This window comes from Chitinimonas lacunae, assembly GCF_042650885.1.
Lineage (GTDB): Bacteria > Pseudomonadota > Gammaproteobacteria > Burkholderiales > Chitinimonadaceae > Chitinimonas_A > Chitinimonas_A lacunae.
Window position 1 is genome coordinate 3,378,800 of the sequence record NZ_JBHSBU010000001.1, and the last position, 21,671, is coordinate 3,400,470.

General features: G+C 62.7%; 16 protein-coding genes. 13 read left to right on the forward strand and 3 right to left on the reverse strand.

The window, feature by feature from the left end; translation table 11 throughout:
* The first annotated feature begins 547 nt into the window (after window positions 1-547).
* From ACFOW7_RS14575 to ACFOW7_RS14620, 10 genes are all read left to right on the forward strand, one after another.
* Window positions 548-1,789: a TolC family protein gene (locus ACFOW7_RS14575; protein ID WP_378165525.1), complete on the forward strand. Its 1,242-nt coding sequence runs from the start codon at window positions 548-550 to the stop codon at window positions 1,787-1,789.
* Window positions 1,786-2,310, forward strand: a complete 525-nt coding sequence (locus ACFOW7_RS14580) for a hypothetical protein (RefSeq protein WP_378165527.1) — start codon at window positions 1,786-1,788, stop codon at window positions 2,308-2,310. The genes ACFOW7_RS14575 and ACFOW7_RS14580 overlap by 4 nt, the downstream gene beginning before the upstream one ends.
* Window positions 2,307-3,398 (forward strand): efflux RND transporter periplasmic adaptor subunit, encoded by a 1,092-nt coding sequence (locus tag ACFOW7_RS14585; RefSeq protein ID WP_378165530.1) that lies wholly within the window; start codon window positions 2,307-2,309, stop codon window positions 3,396-3,398. The genes ACFOW7_RS14580 and ACFOW7_RS14585 overlap by 4 nt, the downstream gene beginning before the upstream one ends.
* Window positions 3,399-3,408: 10 nt before the next feature.
* Window positions 3,409-6,507, forward strand: coding sequence for an efflux RND transporter permease subunit (locus ACFOW7_RS14590; RefSeq protein ID WP_378165532.1), 3,099 nt, complete (start codon window positions 3,409-3,411; stop codon window positions 6,505-6,507).
* Between the two features lie 31 nt (window positions 6,508-6,538).
* Window positions 6,539-6,907 (forward strand): hypothetical protein, encoded by a 369-nt coding sequence (locus tag ACFOW7_RS14595; RefSeq protein WP_378165534.1) that lies wholly within the window; start codon window positions 6,539-6,541, stop codon window positions 6,905-6,907.
* Between the two features lie 165 nt (window positions 6,908-7,072).
* On the forward strand, window positions 7,073-8,074 hold the full coding sequence (locus ACFOW7_RS14600; protein ID WP_378165536.1) for a YVTN family beta-propeller repeat protein: 1,002 nt from the start codon (window positions 7,073-7,075) through the stop codon (window positions 8,072-8,074).
* Between the two features lie 142 nt (window positions 8,075-8,216).
* On the forward strand, window positions 8,217-8,630 hold the full coding sequence (locus ACFOW7_RS14605) for a hypothetical protein (protein WP_378165538.1): 414 nt from the start codon (window positions 8,217-8,219) through the stop codon (window positions 8,628-8,630).
* A gap of 190 nt (window positions 8,631-8,820) precedes the next feature.
* Complete coding sequence (locus tag ACFOW7_RS14610) at window positions 8,821-9,051, forward strand: DUF2933 domain-containing protein (RefSeq protein WP_378165540.1); 231 nt, start codon at window positions 8,821-8,823, stop codon at window positions 9,049-9,051.
* Window positions 9,048-9,695, forward strand: a complete 648-nt coding sequence (locus tag ACFOW7_RS14615) for a methyltransferase family protein (protein ID WP_378165542.1) — start codon at window positions 9,048-9,050, stop codon at window positions 9,693-9,695. Before ACFOW7_RS14610 ends, ACFOW7_RS14615 begins: the two co-directional genes overlap by 4 nt.
* A 214-nt stretch (window positions 9,696-9,909) precedes the next feature.
* On the forward strand, window positions 9,910-12,249 hold the full coding sequence (locus tag ACFOW7_RS14620) for a copper-transporting P-type ATPase (protein WP_378165544.1): 2,340 nt from the start codon (window positions 9,910-9,912) through the stop codon (window positions 12,247-12,249).
* 175 nt (window positions 12,250-12,424) lie between these two features.
* On the opposite strand, the gene ACFOW7_RS14625 is transcribed toward ACFOW7_RS14620, so the two are convergent.
* From ACFOW7_RS14625 to ACFOW7_RS14635, 3 genes are read right to left on the reverse strand one after another with little or no spacing between them, the layout of a single operon-like run.
* Window positions 12,425-13,669 carry an alanine racemase gene (locus ACFOW7_RS14625; protein WP_378165546.1) on the reverse strand — a complete coding sequence of 415 codons (1,245 nt, stop codon included), beginning with the start codon at window positions 13,667-13,669 and terminating at the stop codon, window positions 12,425-12,427.
* Window positions 13,666-15,612: an aldehyde dehydrogenase family protein gene (locus ACFOW7_RS14630; RefSeq protein ID WP_378165548.1), complete on the reverse strand. Its 1,947-nt coding sequence runs from the start codon at window positions 15,610-15,612 to the stop codon at window positions 13,666-13,668. Before ACFOW7_RS14630 ends, ACFOW7_RS14625 begins: the two co-directional genes overlap by 4 nt.
* Window positions 15,609-17,009, reverse strand: coding sequence for an FAD-dependent oxidoreductase (locus ACFOW7_RS14635; protein WP_378165550.1), 1,401 nt, complete (start codon window positions 17,007-17,009; stop codon window positions 15,609-15,611). The genes ACFOW7_RS14630 and ACFOW7_RS14635 overlap by 4 nt, the downstream gene beginning before the upstream one ends.
* Before the next feature lie 197 nt (window positions 17,010-17,206).
* Between ACFOW7_RS14635 and ACFOW7_RS14640 the strand changes: the two genes are divergently transcribed.
* The 3 genes from ACFOW7_RS14640 to ACFOW7_RS14650 all read left to right on the forward strand — a co-directional run bounded on the left by ACFOW7_RS14640 (window position 17,207) and on the right by ACFOW7_RS14650 (window position 21,587).
* Window positions 17,207-19,198 (forward strand): neutral/alkaline ceramidase, encoded by a 1,992-nt coding sequence (locus ACFOW7_RS14640; protein ID WP_378165553.1) that lies wholly within the window; start codon window positions 17,207-17,209, stop codon window positions 19,196-19,198.
* A gap of 74 nt (window positions 19,199-19,272) precedes the next feature.
* Entirely contained in the window at window positions 19,273-20,688 is a 1,416-nt protein-coding gene (locus ACFOW7_RS14645; RefSeq protein ID WP_378165556.1) for an OmpP1/FadL family transporter, read from the forward strand.
* Between the two features lie 257 nt (window positions 20,689-20,945).
* Complete coding sequence (locus tag ACFOW7_RS14650) at window positions 20,946-21,587, forward strand: TetR/AcrR family transcriptional regulator (RefSeq protein ID WP_378165559.1); 642 nt, start codon at window positions 20,946-20,948, stop codon at window positions 21,585-21,587.
* The last annotated feature ends 84 nt before the right edge of the window (window positions 21,588-21,671 follow it).

Here is a 21,671-nt window from a genome sequence, read left to right on the forward strand (position 1 = left end):
AAAGAAAAGTTTTAGGAAAAACAGATGCAAGATATGCGTTTATAAAAAAGGAAAATAAACCAATTATCCTTTTTGGGCTGAAGCTGTATAGCGTGGGCTGTATCGCCTGGGGCAAGTCGATCCACTTTCTGCCTCAAGTCTTCCTGGACCGGCCCCTGAGGCCAGGCAGTAAAGGTCGCGTACCCAAAAAGCCTCCAGGGCAGATTCAGCGATCAACGTGGCAACCCGCACGGGCTTATGTATCTGTCCGATAGCCAGGCTAACACGGAAGCGCACAAGGAGCGGCCTGGCGATCGGTGGGCAACCGGTAAAGAACGCAACTACATTAACCCCACACCTGCTGAATTCATCGAATGCCACAGCCGGCAATCACGGCATGGGGTGGGCCTTCTGGCCAGGACCGTAACAAGACAATCCAGCCTGCAGCGCAAGGTGACAGATTTGTAGTCTGGCAGTCAGTCGACTGACAACCGGGGTTACGTATGCTGCAGCTCAATCGCTATCCGGACGAATGGCCAGCTGGCCCTTCAACCCAGCAGAGGATTGCATGCACTTACGACATTACCTGCTCACTATCTTCTGGCTGCTTCCCTCTGCCATCGGGGCCGATCTGCAGCAAGCCTTTGAGCACGCTTGGCTACAGCAACCGCAGGCGCGGGCGCACTCGGTGCGGGAAGACGAATTGAGCGCGCGCGCGGCGGCTGCCCAAGCCTGGTCGCCGCAACCACCGACTCTTGGCCTGATGCACAGGAATGATCGGGTAGACCGCAAGCAGGGCCTGCGTGAATGGGAAGTTGAGATGGCGTTCCCCCTATGGCAAGCAGGTGAGCGTCGTCAGCAACAGGCAGTGGTCACGGCCGAGCGCGAGGCTTATCGCACTGCTCAGGACGAACATAGATGGCGCTTTGCCGGGCAGGTTCGTGAGGCCTGGTGGCGACTGCATCTTGTTGCGAGCGAAGCACTGATCGCCAAGCGCCGCTTGCAGGAGAGCGCTACCCTGGCCGAAGACTTGGGGCGACGCCTGCAAGCTGGCGCGGCTGCGCGTCTTGAGTACAACCAGGCGCAGATGAACAGACAGTCGGCGCAGATGGCTCAGGCATCGGCCGAGAGCGTCTGGCAACGTGCCCTCAATGACTGGCAGGCGCTCACTCAGACCCCGGTACCTGCGATCCTGCGAGGCGACGAGATCGCGTCGCCGTCCGAATCGCTCACCGCTGATCCCTTACCGAGAACGGACCACCTGGTGCCGGCACATCTGGACCGCCATCCAGCCCTGCTGGCGGCTGGTCAACGGCTGGCGCTGGGGCAGGCCCGTCTGGCGCTCGTCGGTGTCAACCTGCGCGAATCACCCGAGCTAAGTCTGGCATTGACCCGCGAACGGCAGAATCGCCTCGATTCCTACGCACAGCAGCTGACCTTAAGACTGAAGATCCCTTTCGGTGGCGATCTTCGCAATCATCCACGTCAGGCGGCTGCCCGGGCTGACCTGATCGAGGCGCAGACCGCCCTCGAACAATTACGTCAGCAGGTGCTGGCAGATATCTCCAGCGCCGCGATCGAGTTGCGTCAACAGCAGGCGGCGATCGCCCTTGCCAGTGAACGGCTGCAACTGGCCCAGGACAATTTCAAGCTGCAGGACACTGCCTATCGGCTTGGTCATATCGATCTGGCCACCCGACTGCGCGCCGAGGGCGAGCGTTTCGATGCCGAACAGGGACTGGCCCGTGCCCGCTTCGAAACTGCCCGGGCCATCTCTCGCTACAACCAGGCATTAGGAGTGCTGCCATGACGCCGCTGATTCGGCAGGCCATGCTGCTATGGCTTCTGCTCCTTTCCCCTGCAGTGTTTGCCCACGGTGACGAAGACCACGGCGATGGCGCAGCGCGGGCTCCCGCTGGCCAGGGCCTGCCACCCCGTGCAGAAGCTCAATCGGAGAGCTTTGAACTCTTGCTCGAACTGTCCGGTGAAGAGCTGACGCTTTACCTCGACCGCTTTGCAGACAATCAGCCGGTCCGTGGTGCGCGCATCGAAGTCGAGGGCAAGGGCTTCAAAGGAGTAGCCCGCAGCGAGGGTGATCACTACCGACTCAGCGCTGGCGCCTTGGCGCAGCCGGGCGAACATTCCCTGATCTTCACCATTACTGCCGGTGATAGCGCTGATCTATTGGAAACCACCTTGCGTGTGGAAGGTGATGGTCCTACCCGTCAAAGCGGCCAAGCCCGTGACTGGCGCTGGTTGCTGGCCGGCCTATTGGTCCTGGTCGTCCTGATCATCGTGCTACGTACCCTGTTGCGCCGAAAGAAATCATGAACAAGCACTTACTCCTTGTTTGTCTTCTGGCCTCGACGATTGGCCAAGTCCAGGCCCATGAAGGTCATGACCACAGCGAGATCGCCAGGCCGGCACTAAGCAGCAATCGGCCCCAACGGTTCTCCGACGGCAGTGTGTTTCTGCCCAAAGCGGCCCAACGCCGCTTGGCCGTGCGCACCGTCATGGCGGTGATCGGCGAGCATGCACGGACGGTCGAATTGAACGGTCATGTGGTGATGGATCCGAGTACCGGCGGCAAGGTACAAGCGATGCTGGCGGGTCGGATCGAGTCCGGTCCCAAGGGGCTGCCACTGCCGGGCCAGGCAGTGCGCAAGGGCGAGCTGCTGGCCTGGGTTAGACCGGCGGTCGGCATCGCCGAGCGCAGCGGGCAGCGAGCGCAGCAAGCCGAGCTGCGCAGTGCCCGGACGTTGGCAGCTAAGCAGCTTGCTCGCCTGCGCGAATTGGAAGGCAGCGTCTCGCGGCGCGAGATCGAGGCTGCCGAGGCCGAACTGCAGAGTCTGGATGGGCGGCTACAGGCCTTATCGACAGGGCTCGATAGCCGTGAGGCATTGATCGCACCGGTCGATGGCGTGATCGCGAGTATCGCCGTGGTCGCCGGTCAGGTCGTCGAGGCCAAGGAAGTGCTGCTTGAAGTGATTGATCCGGCCCGCCTGCTGATCGAGGCACAAGCCTTTGATGCCAGCCTGGTCAACAATCTGGCGGGTGCGAGCCTGGTGGGCAGTCAGACGGAACTGCGCTATCTGGGCGGCAGTCGGGCATTACGTGCTGGTAGCCTGCCGCTGCTGTTCCGATTGGAAAAGACCGACACGGCATTGGCCCTGGGCCAACCGGTCAAACTCATCGTCCGTACTCGCTCGACGGCCAAGGGAGTGGTGCTGCCGACGGCAGCCGTGGTACGCAATGGAGCCAACGAATCCATCGTCTGGCTTCATACCCAGGCCGAGCGCTTCGTGCCCCGTCCGGTCCGGGCTACCCCGCTTAATGGCGACTCGGTGTTGACGCAGGGCATCGAAGCCGGCGCGAGGGTGGTGACCGAGGGCGCCACCTTACTCAACCAGATACGCTGAGGAACGGTCGATGTTCAGTTGGATCGTCAACCACAGCCTGCGCAATCGCCTTTTGGTGCTGGCCGTTGCCCTTATCCTGATGCTTTATGGCAGCCTGACGGCTTGGCATATGCCGGTCGATGTGTTTCCTGATCTCAATAAGCCGACTGTAACGGTGATGACCGAGGCGGGCGGCATGGCGCCCGAAGAAGTCGAACAACTGGTCAGCTTTCCGCTGGAAACCGCCCTCAACGGTATGCCCGGCGTTACCCGCGTCCGTTCGGTCTCCGGCATCGGGCTGTCGATTGTCTATGCCGAATTCGACTGGGGAAGCGATCTTTATCGCAATCGGCAATTGGTGGCCGAGCGATTGGCCGAAGTCCGCGAGCAATTGCCACCAGGCGTGAGCCCGAACATGGGCCCGATTTCCTCGGTGATGGGCGAAATCATGCTGATCGCTTTGCCGGCCGGTGCCGGCAGTCAGCCCATGCAGGTGCGCGAATACGCCGACTTCATACTGCGGCCCCGGCTGCTGTCGATCCCGGGCGTCTCTCAGGTGATTCCCATCGGTGGCGAGGTCCGGCAGTTCCGGGTGGAGCCCGACCTGGGGCGCATGGCCCAGCTCGACATCAGCTTCAAGCAGCTGGAAGAGGCGTTGAATGGCTTCTCCAGCAATACCAGTGGCGGTTTCCTGGAACACAATGCCCGCGAATATCTGATCCGCAACCTGGGCCACACCACCCGGCTGGAGGATCTGCAGAACTTGGCGGTGGCGGTCCGCCACGATCAGCCGATCTTGCTCAAGCAAGTCGCTGAAGTGAAATTCGCCGCCGCTTTCAAACGCGGCGATGCCGGCTTCGGCGGCCAAGCTGCCGTGATCGTCAGCGTACAAAAGCAGCCGAGCGCCGATACGGTGCGGCTGACCCGGGACATCGAGGCTGCGCTGCATGACCTGACCAGAACACTGCCACCGGGGGTCAGCAAGCCCCAGATTTCTTTCCGCCAGGCCGACTTCATCGAAGCCTCCATTGATAACGTCCAGGAAGCACTACGCGACGGCGCCATCATGGTGGCGGTGATCCTGTCCTTGTTCCTGATGAATGGGCGCACAACGCTGATCTCGTTGACCGCCATCCCTCTGTCGATTGCCATCACGGCACTGGTCTTCAAAGCGATGGGGCTGTCGATCAATGTCATGACTCTCGGTGGTCTTGCCATCGCCATTGGCGAACTGGTCGATGATGCGCTGGTCGACGTGGAAAACGTGCTGCGCCGACTGAAACAGCAGAAACCGAGTGGAATGGCGGACATCATCAAGGTGGTCGCTGTCGCGTCCAATGAAGTGCGCTCGGGGGTGGTGGTCGCCACCTTGGTGGTCGTGCTGGTATTCGTGCCGCTGTTCGCACTGCCCGGCATCGAGGGTCGGCTGTTTGCGCCGCTTGGTGTTGCCTATATTGCGTCGATTCTGGCCAGCATGGTGGTGGCACTGACCCTGACCCCGGTCATGTGCTATTTCCTGTTGCCCAGCATGAAGCAGATAGCCCATGGCGATGGCTGGCTGGTACGCCAGTTGAAGGTCTGGGACAGGTGGCTGCTGGAGCATTCGTTTGGGCACGCACGCAAGATCCTGCTCGGCGCGATTGCGCTGCTGCTCGTGGCCGTGGCGACGGTGCCCTTCCTGCCTCGCGCCTTTCTGCCGGCGTTCAACGAGGGCACGCTGACTATCAGCCTGCTGCTCAACCCGGGTACTTCGCTGGCTGAGTCAAATCGTGTCGGTACCTTGGCCGAGACCCTGATTGCCGAGGTGCCCGAAGTGAAAAGTGTGGGGCGCCGGACTGGCCGGGCCGAATTGGACGAGCATGCCGAAGGGGTCCATTCCAGCGAGCTTGATGTTGATCTCCGAGCTAGTGAGCGTGACCGCGAGACGATCATCGCCGCTATTCGGCAAAAGCTGGCGCCGCTGCCTGCTACCGCCCTGATCGGCCAGCCGATCTCGCATCGGCTCGATCACCTGTTGTCAGGTGTGCGGGCCCAGATCGCCATCAAGCTCTATGGGGACGACCTCGACACCCTGCGTGGCCAGGCCGCTGCCCTGCGCGACCGACTGGCCCAGGTGCCTGGCCTGACCGACTTGCAAGTCGAGAAGCAGGTGCTGATTCCGCAAATCAAGGTCCGGCTCGACCATGCGCGAGCCGCCCAGTATGGCGTCTCTCCCGGGGCGCTGCTGAAAACGCTGGAGACCTTGACTGAGGGCGATACCATTTCCCAGATCGTCGACGGCAACAAGCGTTTTAAGCTGGTGGTGCGCTTACCGGACACCGCTCGCAATGCACAGGGACTGGCCAATGCGCTGATTGACACACCGCATGGCCGTATTCCGCTGTCGCTGGTGGCCAATATCGAGGAAAGCGATGGCCCCAACCAGATAGGGCGCGAGAACAGCCGTCGTCGCATCGTTCTGGCTGCCAATACCGATGGCGCCGATATAGCTGCCGTGGTGGCTCGGATCCGTAGCGAACTGGCTCGCACGACACTGCCCGAAGGCTACTTCATTCGTCTCGAAGGTCAGTTCCAGGCACAGGAGCAGGCGACCCGATTGATCGCCGTACTGTCGTTGATCTCCCTGGGCCTGATCCTCATGGTGCTCTACAGTCGTTACCAGTCGCTCCTGCTGGCCTTGATAATCATGGGCAATATTCCGATGGCCCTGATCGGCAGCGTGGCGGCGATGTGGCTTACCGGCATCTCGCTGTCGGTCGCCTCCCTGGTGGGCTTCATCACCCTGACTGGTATCGCGACGCGAAACGGCATCCTTAAGATCAGTCACTACATCAATCTGTGCAAATTTGAGGGGGAGAGCTTTGGCCCCGCCATGATCGTGCGCGGTTCGCTGGAGCGGCTGACCCCGGTGCTGATGACCGCCCTGGTGGCTGCCTTCGCGCTGGTACCGCTGTTGTTTGCCGCCGATGCACCGGGCAAGGAAATCCTTCATCCGGTTGCGGTGGTGATCTTCGGTGGCCTGGTCAGTTCCACCTTGCTCGATACCCTGCTGACCCCGTTGATGTTCTGGCTTTACGGCCGCCAGCCGCTTGAGGCCCTGCTGGCCGAACGCAGTCACGAAGCCTATTGATCCTGAGTTCCGACTGGAAAGGAAGCTCACCATGAACAAGCGAATCCCCCCATTGCTGGTGGCAGCCATGCTGGCAACGGCCTATGCCCATGGCGACCTCAAGCCAGCACACGGCGGCGTTATTGCCGAAGGTAAACAGGTCGTGGTCGAGCTGGTGGTCAAGACTGACCGGCTCGATGTTTATCTGACCGACCACGTCAAGGCAATTGATGCGAAGGGAGCCAGTGGCCAGGTCATCCTGCTTTCCGGTGGCACAAAGACCGAAGCCCGTCTGCTGCCAGCAGCCGGCAACCTGTTGTCTGTTCAGGGAAACTTCAAGCTCGGTGCCGGCGCCAAGGCGATCGTCAAAGTGTCGATACCGGGCAAGGGTGAGGATCAGATTCGCCTGAGCCTTCCTTGAGGGCTTATCGCATCGCGATTGGCCCTGACCACGACGGTGGTTTTCACTCCCATCGTTGAACGAGCAGGACAACCGACCAAAAGCGCTTGATTGCCATTCATGCTACAGGACGTGCAGCCGCCTATTGTTGGCACGCGCTCAGGCCACGCTACGAGGAGCTTTCCAATGTCGTACATCAAGCGTTTTGTCATGACCAGCCTTGTCCTGGCGGCGCAACTGACTTTTGCTGCGCCGATCGGCACCCTCTACACCGCCAATGAGCGGGAAGGTTCGATCAGCCAAGTACAGTTGGATCGCGGCACGGTCCGTACGGTCAAGGTCGAGGTAGCGCCACACAATGTTCAGGTTTCGCCGGACGGTCGATGGCTGCTGGTGGTCGGCATGCCGCAGCGTGCTGGCCATGAAGGCCACAGCACAGGGACCGGCCAGCTGCTGGTATTTCGCACCGATGCGCTGGCCGAACCCGCCTTTGTCCTGGCTGCGGGCGCCCATCCGGCACATGTGGTGACCGACTTGGCCGGCAAGCGCGCCTTTGTTACCGATTCCGCGTCCGATCTGGTGCGGGTATTTGATCTGGAAAAGCGGCAAGAGGTCGGCCAGATCGGTACCGGGCGTTTTCCCCATGGCCTGCGCCTCAGTCCCGATGGCAGCACTTTATATGTGGCTGACCTGAAAGCTGATGCGGTTTCGGTGATCGACGTCGCAACGCTCAAGGAAACCGCGCGTATTCCGGTAGGCAAGGCACCAGCCCAGGTTGGATTTGCTCCGGACGGCAAACAGGCCTATGTTTCGCTGAGCGGTGAGAACAAGCTCGGTCTGATCGATACGGCTACTCGCCGACTCGTCACCAAGATCGCCGTCGGGCGGATGCCGATCCAGATGTATGCCACCCCCGATGGCAAGCAGGTCTATGTCGCTAATCAGGGCAGCGCCAAGCTGCCTGACCAGCGGGTCTCGGTTATCGATCCGGCAAGTCGCAAGGTCGTTGCCACGATCAACAGTGGCAAGGGTGCCCATGGCGTCGTAGTCAGCAATGACGGGGCCTATGCCTTCGTCAGCAATCTGGAAGACGGCACCGTCTCCATTATCGACACGGCCACCCACCAGGTAGTCGCCCGGCCGCAAGTCGGGGCTGGTCCCAATGGCATCAGCTTCCAGCAGCCTTGAAGTGCTGGAGTTTGACTCATCTCAATCAGCGACTTCTGCAAGCGAATAGACTGATCTCACGCTGATTGGACTCAATGTGGTGCGACGGTTATTTCGTCACTTGGCGAGATGCCGCCTTTTTCCATCCCTAACGGAGCTCACGATGAAAACGTTTGTGAAGTGGATCACGGTTGCCTCGCTTGCCTGTACAGGCCTTGCCGTCTCTGCCAACGAGGAACATCACAAGGATGAAGCCAAGCCGGTCCAAACAACCCAGGCTGCCAAGCCATCGGACAAGGCTGTCAGCGAGCAGATGCAGAAGCTGCAGGCTGCACAGGACAAGCTGACTGGTGCGAAGACGCCGGCCGAGCGCCACAAGGCCATTCAGGAAGGGATGCATGCCATGAAAGATGCCATGGCCATGATGCGCGACATGCACTCGAACAAGGGCTGCATGGACATGAAGATGGGACAAGGCTCAGGCAAGGACAGCAATATGCGCATGATGGACATGATGATGCAGATGCTGGACCAGCAGTCGTCGATGATGGCCATGCCACCAGGTAAGAAGGAGTAAGGCTCGGAAGCGACGGGACTTTGTTCAGGGCCTGGCGCTTGGGGAATTGACCGAGTCGGGCTGAGACACGTCGCCAATACGATCAGCATGGGCGACATGGCCATGTTCGCAGCCCAAGCAGTTCTGCTTTCAATCCCGCGACCGCGCTGAGTTGGCAGGGGCTGGTTCTGCTTCTGCAAAGGAGAAGACTATGCAACACCATCCACCACCGAGTCGGCATCGCTGGGTGTTCTGGGGCTTTGCCGCGATTGCAGCCTTTCTCCTTCTGACCGAGCACATGGCTCATGTGCTCGGTGCCTTGCCCTATCTATTGCTGGTGGCCTGTCCACTGATGCACGTGTTTATGCATCGTGGCCATGATCATCACCAAGCCCATCACGAACAGCACCATGATGACCATGACCAGAAGGAACAGCGATGAACCCCAGTGATTCGCCCGCTTACGGTCTCTGGTCGCTGGTCCTTATCAACTCGGCGGTTTTCATTCTCTTCGCCTTTAGCTTCGTCAAACCGAAGACAGTAAGGGACTGGCGCTCCTTTGGCCTGTTCTCAGGCTTTTTGGTGGCACTGTTTACCGAGATGTATGGCTTTCCGCTGACCATCTACCTATTGCTTCCTTGGCTGAGCAGGCAGTTTCCTGGTATCGACTTTCTGACGCACGACAGTGGTCACCTGCTGGAGGTGATGTTCGGCTTACGGTTTAACCCCCACTTTGGGCTATTTCACCTACTAAGCAATGTGCTGATCCTGGCGGGTTTTGGCTTGTTGGCGGCTGCCTGGGACAAGCTCTACAAGGCCCAGCGCCGTGGTGAGCTGGCGGTTGATGGGCCATACGCATGGGTCCGTCACCCGCAATACGATGGCTTTGTGGTCATCATGTTCGGCTTCCTATTGCAGTGGCCAACCCTGCTTACGTTGCTGATGTTTCCGATCCTGATCGTGGTCTACGCAAGGCTGGCTAAGCGTGAAGAGACCGATATGGCCGAACGCTTCGGCGAGGCTTATCTGGCCTACCAGGCACGCACGCCGGCTTTCTTCCCGCGCTTGGGCCAGGGGACCCTATGAAGGAGAGGCCTAGGCGTGCTGGTTAGCGCGAGGCATCTGCTTTCGCAGTACTTGTTTCATCGTGTGGAATTCCGGCAGCGGCTTGTCACAACGATTGAAGCCCTTATGCCGATGACTTCTTGGTGCCTGCTGGCTGTACTCGCGACTTACGAGTCTCTGACGGGCTGCCGTCTTCCTCGATAGACGGCCAACTTCATAAGATCAGGAGCGCGAGATGAGCGATACACATCGCCACCACGAGCACCATCATTCCGTGGTTCCAGAGGTCACTCGCGAGCAGGCGCTGCGCGATGGCACGACCTACACCTGTCCCATGCATCCCGAGGTGCAGGCTCCCCATCCTGGACGGTGTCCCCGATGTGGCATGGCACTAGTGGCAGTGCCCCAGCCCTTACAGCAGCACACCGGACATGCTGCTCAATTGGCCTCCGTCGCATCTTCTGCGGTCGTTGCAGTGCCTGACGCCATCTATACCTGTCCCATGCATCCGGAGATTCGACAGGACCATCCCGGTACCTGTCCCAAGTGTGGCATGACGCTGGAGTCCATCCTGCCTGTCACGGATGACGAAGAAAATCACGAGCTGCGCGACTTTACGCGTCGCTTCTGGTGGACATTGCCATTCACGCTGGTCGTCACTGTTCTGGCCATGTTCGGTCATGAACTGAGCCTGTTTAGCGTCGCTACCCAGACCTGGGTTGAATTGATCCTGTCGCTGCCGGTAGTTCTCTGGGCTGGCCAGCCTTTCTTTATTCGTGGCGTCCAGTCAATTGCGCAACGCAGTCTGAATATGTGGACGCTGATCGGACTCGGTACCGGAGCCGCCTTTGTCTACAGCCTGGCGGCGACGCTAGTGCCGGCATGGTTCCCGCCATCCTTTCGAAGCATGGGGCGAGTCAGCGTTTACTTCGAGGCCGCCGACGTCATCATCTCGCTGACACTGTTGGGCCAGATGCTGGAATTGCAGGCACGCTCACGAACTTCGGCGGCGATCAAGGCGCTGCTGGGCCTGGCACCCAAGACGGCCCGTCGTGTACGCGACGATGGGAGTGACGAGGATATCCTTCTGGCTGAAGTGCACGTCGGCGACCGCTTGCGCGTGCGCCCTGGCGAAAAGGTACCGGTGGACGGTGTGGTGACTGAGGGAGGCAGCTCAGTCGACGAGTCCATGTTGACCGGCGAGCCCTTACCGGTTGCCAAGGCAGTCGGCGACAAGCTGATCGGTGCGACCTTGAACACCAGTGGTGCACTGGTGATGCGCGCAGAACAGGTTGGCAGCCAGACCGTACTGTCGCAGATTGTGCAGATGGTAGCCGTCGCCCAGCGCTCCAAGGCCCCGATGCAGCGATTGGCCGATGTGGTCGCTGGTTATTTCGTGATCGCGGTATTTGCGATCGCCATCGCTACCTTTTTTGCCTGGGGGGTGCTGGGGCCACAGCCAAGCTGGCTGTACGGTCTTCTGAACGCGGTCGCCGTGCTGATCATCGCCTGCCCCTGCGCCTTGGGCTTGGCGACCCCCATGTCCATTATGGTCGCGACCGGCAAAGCGGCCGGGCAAGGCGTGTTGTTCCGCGATGCCACAGCCATCGAGCAGCTTCGGCAGGTCCATACCTTGGTGGTCGACAAGACCGGAACCCTGACCGAGGGCAAGCCCAGCTTCGAGCGTGCAATGGGCGCTTCGGGATGGACGGAAACCGAGATTCTGCGTCTGGCGGCCAGCCTGGACCAAGGCAGTGAACATCCACTGGCCGATGCCATCGTGCGGGCTGCTAGAGCGCAGGGCTTGGCCTTGACTGCGGTGGAGGATTTTGAGTCGGCCAGCGGCATCGGTGTCCGAGGCAAGGTGGACGGGCGGCAACTGGCCTTAGGCAACCGCGCCTTTATGCTGCAACTGGGTGTCGCGCTAGACGTGCTTGAGGAGGCGGCTGAATCACTCAGGCAGAAGGGCGCCAGCGTTATCCAGCTGGCGATCGATGGCCAACTCGCCGGTATCCTGGCGGTTTCCGATCCCATCAAGGCCAGCACTCCCGAAGCATTGGCCAGTCTGAAGGCCGCAGGTGTGGCCGTTGTGATGGCAACCGGCGACGGTTGGACAACGGCTAATGCCGTCGGCAGGCAGCTCGGAATCGCTGAGGTTTATGGCGAAGTCAAACCTGCCGATAAGCTAGCCCTGGTTGAACGACTGCAAAAAGAAGGCCGGGTGGTGGCCATGGCGGGCGACGGCATCAACGATGCGCCGGCACTGGCGCGTGCCGATGTTGGCATTGCGATGGGGACCGGCACCGATGTGGCCATGCATAGTGCTCAACTGACTCTTGTGAAGGGCGATCTGCGGGGTATTGCGGCTGCGAGGGCAATTTCGGTCGCAACAGTGGCCAATATGCGGCAAAACCTGCTGTTCGCCTTACTCTATAACTCCCTCGGAGTCCCTGTCGCCGCTGGGGTGCTCTATCCCTCCACTGGCTGGCTGCTCTCACCGATGATTGCTGCACTGGCTATGAGCCTGAGCTCGGTGTCCGTAGTCGCCAACGCATTGCGCCTGCGAAGTAAGTAGCAGGGTCCAGCCTACGAGGCATCCAATTAGCCTCCACGACGCGCTCCTCAAACCGGATGATGCCCATTGATAGCGCTATGCTCATAGGGGCCGACACACTGCCCTGAGCTTGCTGAGAATGGCGATCACCGTTGCGCTACGGACCCGACAAGCATCTGGTCGAGAGGTTGTGGGATCAGAAGAAACGCCAACCCATGCCGCGATAAGTAGGGACGCGATCCTGGATGCGTCTTCCACCGATCAGCAAGACCTCGTCGAGATGGTCGAGCCATTCGCCGGCCTTGGCGGGACGCCATAGCACGGCTTCGCCCAGACGCGGCAGGGTAGGGCCAGACAGCGGTGTCTGCACTTCGCCGACGCCTTCGTTGGCTTCGGGTCGGAGTCCTTGCGGCCAGACCGGCTGTGGCGACTTATGCAAATCCGTGGCGCCCGAGGCGACCCAGCCGCCGCCTTGGCAGGTAATGCGACCGTGGCCGGGATTGCGGCAGGTTTCCAGCGCGAAGAAGGCAGCCGGGCGATGGCGGAAGGTCCGGTAGAAGTCGAATAGCCGTGGAGCCATCAGGCCCGAGCCCGCCGCAAGCTCGGTAACGCTTGAATCGAGCCGGGTGCTTTCCAGACTGCCTGTGCCGCCGCCATTGACCAGTGCCAGCGTCGCGCCGGCCTCGCGCAATGCCTGGACGATGGCCTGCCGCCGCGCCGCTACCCGGGGCATCGCCCATTGCTTGAGGGCACGCACGGCCAGATTCTGTGCGCCTTGTCCCGGCACCGCATCGCCGACCCCGGCGATCTGCGCCTCGTAACCCATCACTGCCACCAGATCGAGCGCGGGATAGCGTGCCAGCGCCCGGTAGAGCGCCACCGCACGCTCCGGGCTGTCAAGCGGCGAGCGGTAGACGCCGAAACGCAGGCCGGGCAGATCGAGCGATAGATCGATGTCGAATGCCACCGGCAGCCGGACACCGAGCGGTTCCGCCGCTCGGGCCAGGGCGACCAGATGGCTTTCGTGGTCGACCATGGCGACGATGCGGCGACCCCGCGCCGTTGCCTCGGCCAGCTCGGTCAGCGCTGCTGTCTGGAGGGTGGGATAGGCCACCAGCAGATCGTCGAAACCCAATTCCGCCAAGCGCACTGCCTCGGCCACGCTGTAGCAGAGCAGGCCGCGATAGGCCGGATGGGCCAGCGCCCGCCGCAGCAGCGCCGGCACGCGGATCGACTTGCTGGCGACCCGGATCGGCATCCCGCCGGCGCGTGCGGCCAGGGCATCGAGGTTATGGTCGAAGGCATCGAGATCGATCAGCCCGGCCGGCAGCGTCTCACCGCGCAGCAGCGCGGCCAGTTCGGCGTAGCGGGTCGCGGCGTCTGCCAGATCGTCTGGCCGAGTCGTCGCGACGCGCAAGGTGCCCAGTCCCTCGCCGTTCATGCCGAGCGTCCTGCGCGGCCGAGCCGGTTGGCCAGGTTTTCGAGCTTGAGCCCGCTGAGCGCAAAGCGCAGCAGCCCGCCCAAGCCCTTTTGCTGGCTGGCTTCGGCCAGGCTATCGAACAGCGCGTATTTATCGGCGGTGAACGGATACCAGTTGGCCTCGTATTTGGCCGAGTCGGCATCGATCATCACCGACTTGATATTGCAAAAACCATGCAGCCCCTCGGCGCCCTTGAAGCGGCCGATACCGCTTTGCTTGGCACCGCCGAACGGCAGCGCGTGGTTGCCTTCGGTGATCATCACATTATTGATGGCCACATTGCCCACCAGCAGCCGGCGCGCCACCCGCTCGGCCCGGGCGCGGTCGGCGCTCCAGACCGAGGCCGACAGGCCGTAGATGGTCTGGTTGGCAAGCGTCACTGCCTGTTCTTCGGTATCGAAAGGCACGATGGGCAATAGCGGCCCGAACGCCTCTTCCTGCATCACCCGCATCTGCGGCGTGCAGCCTTCGAGCACGATGGGTGGAATCCATTCGCTCTCGCCGTCCCAGTCGAGCCCGGTCAACTGACGGGCACCGCGTGCCAGGGCATCGTCGCGCAGTTCGCGCACGATCTCGATCTGGCGGGCGGTGGTCATGCGGCCGATATCGGAATCGCGGTCGGTGCCGAGCTTGAGCTTCTGGCTCTCCGCCACCAGCCGCGCCTTGAACGCCTCATAGATCGGCCGCTCGACCAGCAGCCGCTCGACCGAGGTGCAGCTCTGGCCGGTATTGGTATACGCCCCCCACATCGCCCCGGCGACAGCACGCTCGAGGGTGGCATCGGCAAATACCAGCATCGGGTCCTTGCCGCCCAGTTCGAGTTCGACCGGGATCAGGCGCTCGGCTGCCCGCGCCATGATCTTGCGGCCGGTGGCGACGCTGCCGGTAAAGAACACCTTGTCCGGCCCGCCATCGACCAGCGCGGCGCCGACCGTGCCGTCGCCGTAGACCACCTGGACCCAGTCCTGGCCAAAACCGGCCTCGGCCAGCACCGACTCGACCAGACCGGTCAGCGGCGTGAATTCCGACGGCTTGTAGACGCTGGCGTTGCCGGCCACCAGGGCAATGCTGAGTGGCACGATGGCCTGGTAGAACGGGTAGTTCCACGGCGAGATGGTCAGCACTACCCCCAGCGGTTCGTACCAGACGCGCGAGCGCTTGCCCAGCATGGCCAGCGGTGTGGCCACCTTGCGGTCGGCCAGCAGCCGGTCGGCGTGCTTGCGCAGAAAGTCGAGATTGTCGAGCACGGCGAAGATCTCGCCGACGATGGCATCGGTCTCGCATTTGCCGGTGGCGGCGACCACCCGCTCGACGATTTCCTCGCGCCGCTTGAGCAGCACCTGGGCCAGGCGGTCGATCAGGGCCAGCCGGGCCTTGACCGGCAGACGGGCGATTTCGGCCTGGGCCTTGCGGGCGCGTTCGTAGACGGCGGCGATGGCCGGGGCGGTGGCGGGGGTATCGAGGGGAGGGCGGGCGCGTTCGACGAGCAGGTTCATGGCATGTTCTCCGGTCGGTTCGGTGCGGATGGCGGCATCCCAGGCCAGGGCGGCGCGGACTCGCGCACCACCGTCGGGACCGGCGAAGCCGTAGTAGAGGCTATAAATCACCCCAGCCACCCCAAGCCGGGCCAGCCGCAGCTCGGCCGGCCAGCCGGCATGGCGGTCGGCGGCGTCGAGCAGCGCCAGCAGGGCGCGCAGGGTGGAGCGCGGGGCATACGCGGTCAGACGTAGCAGTTTTTTCAGGTCGGCCCGGTCACGCGGGTCCATGGCGATCGCCAGCCGGTCGATTTCCGTGCCGGCGCCGCAACTGGAAAACGGCGGCAGCAGATCGTCGCCGGGGCAGAGCAGGTCGCCCAGCCGATCAAGGCCGAGCAGTTCCACCTGGGTGAAGAAACGGCTGCTCATGGGCGGTCCTCCAGCATCCGGGCGGCGACGCGCCGACCCAGCGCCATAATGGTCAGGGACGGATTGATGCCGGGCGCCGACGGGAACAGACCGGCATCGGCCACATAGACATGCGGGCTGCCGAACAGGCGGAAATCCGCCCCCACCACCGCTGTAGCAGCATTGCGGCCCAAGGTCAGACCGCCCATCAGATGGAGGCAGATGCCAAAGCGACCGGGCAGCACCGCTTCGGCCCCGGTCGCCTCAAAGATCGCTTCGACTGCCCGTCGGCCGGCGGCGGCGCGGCGGCGGTCCTCCGAATCGAGTTCCTTGTCGATCAGCGGCCGGCCGTGGCGATCAAGCCCGATCCGGCCGGGCGCCGTATCGCGCACGGCAACCTCGATACAGGCGAAATGGCGCAACTGGCGCATCCGCTGCTGATGCGGCGCCCCGCTGCCCGGCAGCAGCAGCGCAGTACCCACGGGCGGGGCGAACACGTTTTCGAGCTTGAAGCCCTGGCGGCGGAAACCCGCATCGGCCGATTTATACGATTGCAGCGGTCCACGATGGGCATCGACCGGCTCGCGGTAGCGGGCGTAATACATATACTGCGGATGGGAAAAGAAGCGCTGCCCCAGCCGGGGCAGCCGCTCGGCGTAGCCCGAGCGCAGCAGCAGGCCGGTCGAGCCGACGGCACCTGCCGCCAGCACCACACTGCGGGTCTGCCACAGCAGCCGGCGGCCGCCGGCGAGGCGGCCATGCACCCGTACCCCTTGGCCGACTTCCTCGATACCGAGCACTTCACATTCAGGCAATAACTGGGCGCCCGCTTCAAGAGCGCCCTTGAGTGAGGTCATCGGGGTCGATTGCTTGCTGTCGCGACGGCAGCCATAGAGGCACTCGATGCAGTCGTTGCCGTCGCCATGGCCACAGTCGGCTTCCCCGCGCTCCAGCGGCGCACATTGAAAACCGCAGCGGGCAAAGCCGTCGGCAAATAGCCGGGCATTGCGATTGGCATGGGCCAGCGGCACGGTCTGGATCTGCAAGGCGGCGCGGGCCCGCTCGTACCACGGCCGCATGCCGGTTTCGCTGAACAGGTCCATGCCGGTGAGCTGACGCCAGTCGTCGAGGGCGTCGTGGTCGAATTCATCGAGCAGCGCCTGATTGACGATGGAGCCACCCCCCACCACCTTGGCCCGCAGCAGCGCCAGCGTGGCGGAACGGTTGAGTTCCATGCCGCCGTTCCAGAACAACTGGGCATTACCGTCGAGTTCCCCGCGCGGATAGCTGCGCCGCGAGTAATAGCGCCCGGCTTCGAGCACCAGTACCCGCCAGCCGGCCCGGGCCAGCTCCAGCGCGACATTTGATCCACCGACGCCCGCGCCGATCACGATAACGTCGTACTCGGTCTGCTCCATGTCTCCTCCGTGTGCTTATCGGGGCACGGTTCGGAAACATTGTTTTCGATAAGTCGGGTGAATTCAAGGCGCGAGTTTGTTGCACGGCAACAATGCAACAGCGCTTTTCCTCCGTCGAATCAATGATTTCGAGCAGGTTGACTTTGCGTTCGGCGTATCGATAACTTTGTTTTTACAACCACAAGAGGAGATACAGCATGGCAAAGCAAGCGATGGTGACAGCCGCCGTTCTGCTGGCGCTGAGCGCCGGCACCGCCGAAGCGGCTTTCTGGGTTGGACGGGCCAAGGCCGATATCACCGGTGAGGCGGCCGAAGTGGGCATGATGGGTTATGCCAGCCTGGAGCAGAAAACCGCCGGCATCCATATGCGGCAATGGGCGCGCGCCTTTGTGGTGCGCGACGAGGCAAGCGGTCGCCGAGTGGCGTTTGTGAATACTGATCTGGGAATGGTGTTCCAGGGCGTTCATCAGGCGGTACTGGCCAAACTCCAGGCCCGCTTTGGCGACCGCTACAACCGCCACAATCTGGTGCTGGCCGCTACCCATACCCATGCCGGACCGGGTGGCTTCTCCCATTACGCGCTGTATAACCTCACCACCTGGGGCTTTAACCGTGCCACCTTCGACGCGGCCGTCGAGGGCATCGTCGAGGCCGTCGTGGCGGCCGACGCCGATCTCAAGCCGGGTGAGATCCTGTTCCACCATGGCGAACTCCATGACGCCAGCGCCAATCGCTCGCTGCTGGCCTATGAGCGCAATCCGCCGGCCGAGCGCTCGCGTTGGCGCAGCGCGATCGACCCGAGCATGCTGGTGCTGCGCTTTCGCCAGGGTGGCCGCGATGTGGGGATGATCAACTGGTTCTCCACCCACGGCGTATCGATGCATATGAATAACCCGCTGATCTCGGGCGACAACAAGGGCTATGCCGCCCAGTACGTCGAGCAGCAGGTGTTTGGCCGGCTCGGCCAGACCGGCTATGTCGCTGCCTTTGCCCAGGGCAATGCCGGCGATATGACGCCGAATCTGTTTCTCAACGGTAACGGCCCGACCTACGACGAGTACGAGAACACCCGCCAGATCGGCCAGCGCCAGGCGCTCAAGGCGCTCGATCTGCTCCAGTCCGCCATCACGCCCTTGCGCGGCACGATCGATTACCGGCAGCAATATGTCGATATGAGCCGGGTGCTGGTGCGGCCCGAATTCGCCGATGGCCAGCAGCGTCCCACCTGCGTCGCCGCCCTGGGCCGCGCCTTTGCCGCCGGTACCGAGGATGGCCGCGGACCGGGTGGCTTTGAGGAAGGCAATCTGAGCAATAACCCCTTCCTGGCCCGGCTGGGCGGGGTGATCTTCGACACACCGCGCTGGCTGGCCGATTGCCAGGCACCCAAGCCCGTGTTGATCCCGACCGGCTTGCAGCAGCCCTATCCGTGGACCCCCGAAGTCCTGCCGCTGTCGCTGCTGCGGATCGGCGATTTCGCCATCGTGGCGGCACCTGCTGAATTCACCATCATGGCCGGCCGCCGTATCCGCGAAACCGTCGCAGGCGTTCTGGGCCTGCCGCTCGAACGGGTGGCGTTTGCCGGTTATGCCAATGCCTACGCCGGTTATGTCACCACGCCCGAGGAGTACGACGCCCAGCACTATGAAGGCGGCTCGACCCATTTCGGCCGCTGGACGCTGCCGGCCTATCGCCAGCAGTTCCACGATCTGGCCGTGGCGCTGCGCGATGGACGGACGGTCGATCCGGGGCCGACCCCGCGCAATCTGGCCAATGAGCAGATCAGCCTGCAAACCGGGGTGGTGCTCGATAACACACCGATCGGCAAATCGTTCGGCCAGGTCGAGCGTGACGCGGCGGTGGCCTATCGGCGCGGCGATCTGGCCTCGGTCTGGTTCTGGAGCGCTCACCCGAAAAACAATCTGCGCCGCGGCGGCACCTTTCTGTCGGTCGAGCGCTGGGATGGCGCCGGCTGGCGCCGCGTGGCCAGCGACGACGACTGGCAGACGGTCTATCGCTGGGTGCGGATCGACCCGGTATGGGGCACCTCGCAGGCCCGGATCGACTGGCGCATTCCGGCCGATGCGACACCGGGGCAATACCGCATCGTTCACTACGGCGATTACAAGAATGGCTGGACCGGCCGTATCCATGGCTTCAGCGGCACCAGCCGGACCTTCCGGGTCGATTAGTTTCACGTGAAACGCGCTGACAGCGCTGCGGGGCCGGCCGGCCCCGCTGACAACAACAACGAGGAGAACCACCGATGCCGCACCCCCGTGTCCTGATAGCCCCCGTGGCGCTGGCCCTGGCTACCCTGCCGGCCTGCGCCGGCGGTTTCGCCATCCATGAACAGAGCGCCGCCGGACTCGGCAATGCCTACGCCGGTGCCGCCGCCACGGCCGAGGATGCCGCCACCGTTTACTACAACCCGGCCGGACTGGTCCGGCTCGGGCCGCAATGGCAGTTGGGCGCCAGCTATATCGATCTGTCGGCGCGCTTTAAAACCGAAGCGTCCGAGACCTGGCTGGTCGATCGGGCCAGCGGCCGGATCGGCACCGAGGCGCCGGGCGGTCTGCCGATTGGGGCGCCTTTGTCGGTCGGCGGCAGCGATGGTGGGCAGGGTGGTCGTGGTGGGGTGGCACCGCAGTTCTTCCATGTCCAGCCGCTCAACGAGCAACTGAGCTTCGGTTTCGGCCTCTACGCACCGTTTGGTGCCGAAACCCGCTTCTCGCCCGACTGGGCCGGCCGCTACAGCGCGATCGATACCGAAATGGCGGCGCTGGCGCTCAATCCGGCGCTGGCGATCAAACTCAACCAGCACTGGGCATTGGGCCTGGGGCTCGATGCGATCCGGGTCAATGCCAAGGTCACCAAGGCGCTCGATTTTCATTACGAAGCGATGATCGGGGCCGGGCTGACCGGTACGGCCGTGCCGGTGCTCGATGGGCTGGCCACCCTGCGCGGCGATGGCTGGGGCTTCGGGGCCGATGCGGGCCTGCATTATCAGAATGCCCAGGGACTCAAGTTCGGCATCACGGTCCGCTCGGCCGTGACGCCCAAGCTCAAGGGCAGCTATCGGGTCGAGATTCCGACGCTGTACAGCCAGTTGGCGGCAGGGCTTGGCATGTCGCTCGAGAGCGAAACCCAGCATGCCCGGGCCGACTTCAAATTGCCGTGGAGCCTTGGCGTGGCGCTCGACGCCCCGCTGGCACCGGGCTGGTCGCTCCAGGCCGACTGGCTCCATCGCGGCTGGAGCCGTTTCGACGAGCTGCGCGCCCGAGTCGACAACACGCCCGATCAGGTTCAGGTGCAGCGCTGGCGCGATACCCACCGGCTGGCACTGGGCCTGACCCGGGTCGAGAGCGAGCAGTGGCGCTGGCGTGTGGGGGTGGCGTTCGATCAAAGCCCGGTCCGCTCGGCCACCTGGCGCAGTCCCGGCACGCCCGACAGCGACCGGGTCTGGCTGGCGGCCGGCCTCGGCTGGAACCACGACCGGCGCGGCCGGCTCGATCTAGGGCTTGCTTGGGGCAAGATGAAGGATGCCCCGGTTGATTACACCGATACCGCCTATAATCGCGCCGACTATCCATTCTTTGCTGCGGAGCAACAGTTCCGCGTGCGTGGCCGTTTCGACACCACCATCTATGCGCTCAGCGTGCAGTATCGACGCTGGTTCTAAGTGTGGCCCCGGCGTCATTTGCAGTTGTTTTCCTGCGATAAGCCGGAGAAACGGTCGGCTGGATGGCCCGATTGATTGGGCTGTCCGGCCGATATGGCTCGGGTGTTCCGCAGGAGAGTGAGGATAATCCCCAGGTTGCCCTGCGTGGGCGATGCGCCGGCGTCGCCTGCGCCATCGTGCAGCGCGGCATGACCTTGCGACGCCGAATGCGTACGATGGGCGATGTTGTCCGGACGATTCACCTGCCGCCCCATCCCATGACCAGGCATATAGAACGTCAACGCGAGCGCGAAGCCTTGCGTCCCCGCATTATCGACGCCGCGCGCGCGCTGTATGGCGAAGGCGGCTGCGATGCCGTCACCTTGCGCGCCGTTGCGGGCCGTATCGGCTATTCCACCACCATCATCTACAAGCTGTTCGCCGACAAGAACGAGCTGCTGCGGGCCGTCACCGACGAGGATTTCGCCGGCCTGACCCAGGCGCTCGGCGCCGGCGACCGGGCCGATGCCAGCCTGCCCGAGCGGGTACTCGGGCTTGGCCGCAGTCTGGTGGCGTTTGCCCGCCAGCAGCCGGGCCATTACTACCGCATCTTTATCAATCCGCCGCCACCGATCGCGGTCGAGGAATCGGCCGCCGAACGGGGCAATCCCGACCAGGACGCCTACGCCTTTGCCCGCCAGCTGTTCGCGGCGCTGGCCGACAGCAGCCCGGCGATTACGGTGCGCGACCCCGACCTGTTGTTGCAGATGTTCTGGAGTGCCATGCACGGCGCCATTTCGCTGCGGCTGGTGCTGGCCGACGAGCCCTGGGTCGAGTGGCAACCGCTGGAAACCCTGGTCGAGCAGTCCTTGCTGGCACTGCTGTACGGTATCGGCGCGATGGAAAAGGAGTCTAAATAGAAAAAATTATGAAGAATTGACTGCTAGGATTGATGCGGTAAATAAATAAAAAATAAAAATAAAACAAGTATTGTCGGACGATCG

Bases quoted from the DNA above. Each gene is read 5' to 3' on its own strand.
- ACFOW7_RS14575 (WP_378165525.1), top strand. From the start codon at position 548: ATGCACTTACGACATTACCTGCTCACTATCTTCTGGCTGCTTCCCTCT.
- ACFOW7_RS14580 (WP_378165527.1), top strand. From the start codon at position 1,786: ATGACGCCGCTGATTCGGCAGGCCATGCTGCTATGGCTTCTGCTCCTT.
- ACFOW7_RS14585 (WP_378165530.1), top strand. From the start codon at position 2,307: ATGAACAAGCACTTACTCCTTGTTTGTCTTCTGGCCTCGACGATTGGC.
- ACFOW7_RS14590 (WP_378165532.1), top strand. From the start codon at position 3,409: ATGTTCAGTTGGATCGTCAACCACAGCCTGCGCAATCGCCTTTTGGTG.
- ACFOW7_RS14595 (WP_378165534.1), top strand. From the start codon at position 6,539: ATGAACAAGCGAATCCCCCCATTGCTGGTGGCAGCCATGCTGGCAACG.
- ACFOW7_RS14600 (WP_378165536.1), top strand. From the start codon at position 7,073: ATGTCGTACATCAAGCGTTTTGTCATGACCAGCCTTGTCCTGGCGGCG.
- ACFOW7_RS14605 (WP_378165538.1), top strand. From the start codon at position 8,217: ATGAAAACGTTTGTGAAGTGGATCACGGTTGCCTCGCTTGCCTGTACA.
- ACFOW7_RS14610 (WP_378165540.1), top strand. From the start codon at position 8,821: ATGCAACACCATCCACCACCGAGTCGGCATCGCTGGGTGTTCTGGGGC.
- ACFOW7_RS14615 (WP_378165542.1), top strand. From the start codon at position 9,048: ATGAACCCCAGTGATTCGCCCGCTTACGGTCTCTGGTCGCTGGTCCTT.
- ACFOW7_RS14620 (WP_378165544.1), top strand. From the start codon at position 9,910: ATGAGCGATACACATCGCCACCACGAGCACCATCATTCCGTGGTTCCA.
- ACFOW7_RS14625 (WP_378165546.1), bottom strand. From the start codon at position 13,669: ATGAACGGCGAGGGACTGGGCACCTTGCGCGTCGCGACGACTCGGCCA.
- ACFOW7_RS14630 (WP_378165548.1), bottom strand. From the start codon at position 15,612: ATGAGCAGCCGTTTCTTCACCCAGGTGGAACTGCTCGGCCTTGATCGG.
- ACFOW7_RS14635 (WP_378165550.1), bottom strand. From the start codon at position 17,009: ATGGAGCAGACCGAGTACGACGTTATCGTGATCGGCGCGGGCGTCGGT.
- ACFOW7_RS14640 (WP_378165553.1), top strand. From the start codon at position 17,207: ATGGCAAAGCAAGCGATGGTGACAGCCGCCGTTCTGCTGGCGCTGAGC.
- ACFOW7_RS14645 (WP_378165556.1), top strand. From the start codon at position 19,273: ATGCCGCACCCCCGTGTCCTGATAGCCCCCGTGGCGCTGGCCCTGGCT.
- ACFOW7_RS14650 (WP_378165559.1), top strand. From the start codon at position 20,946: ATGACCAGGCATATAGAACGTCAACGCGAGCGCGAAGCCTTGCGTCCC.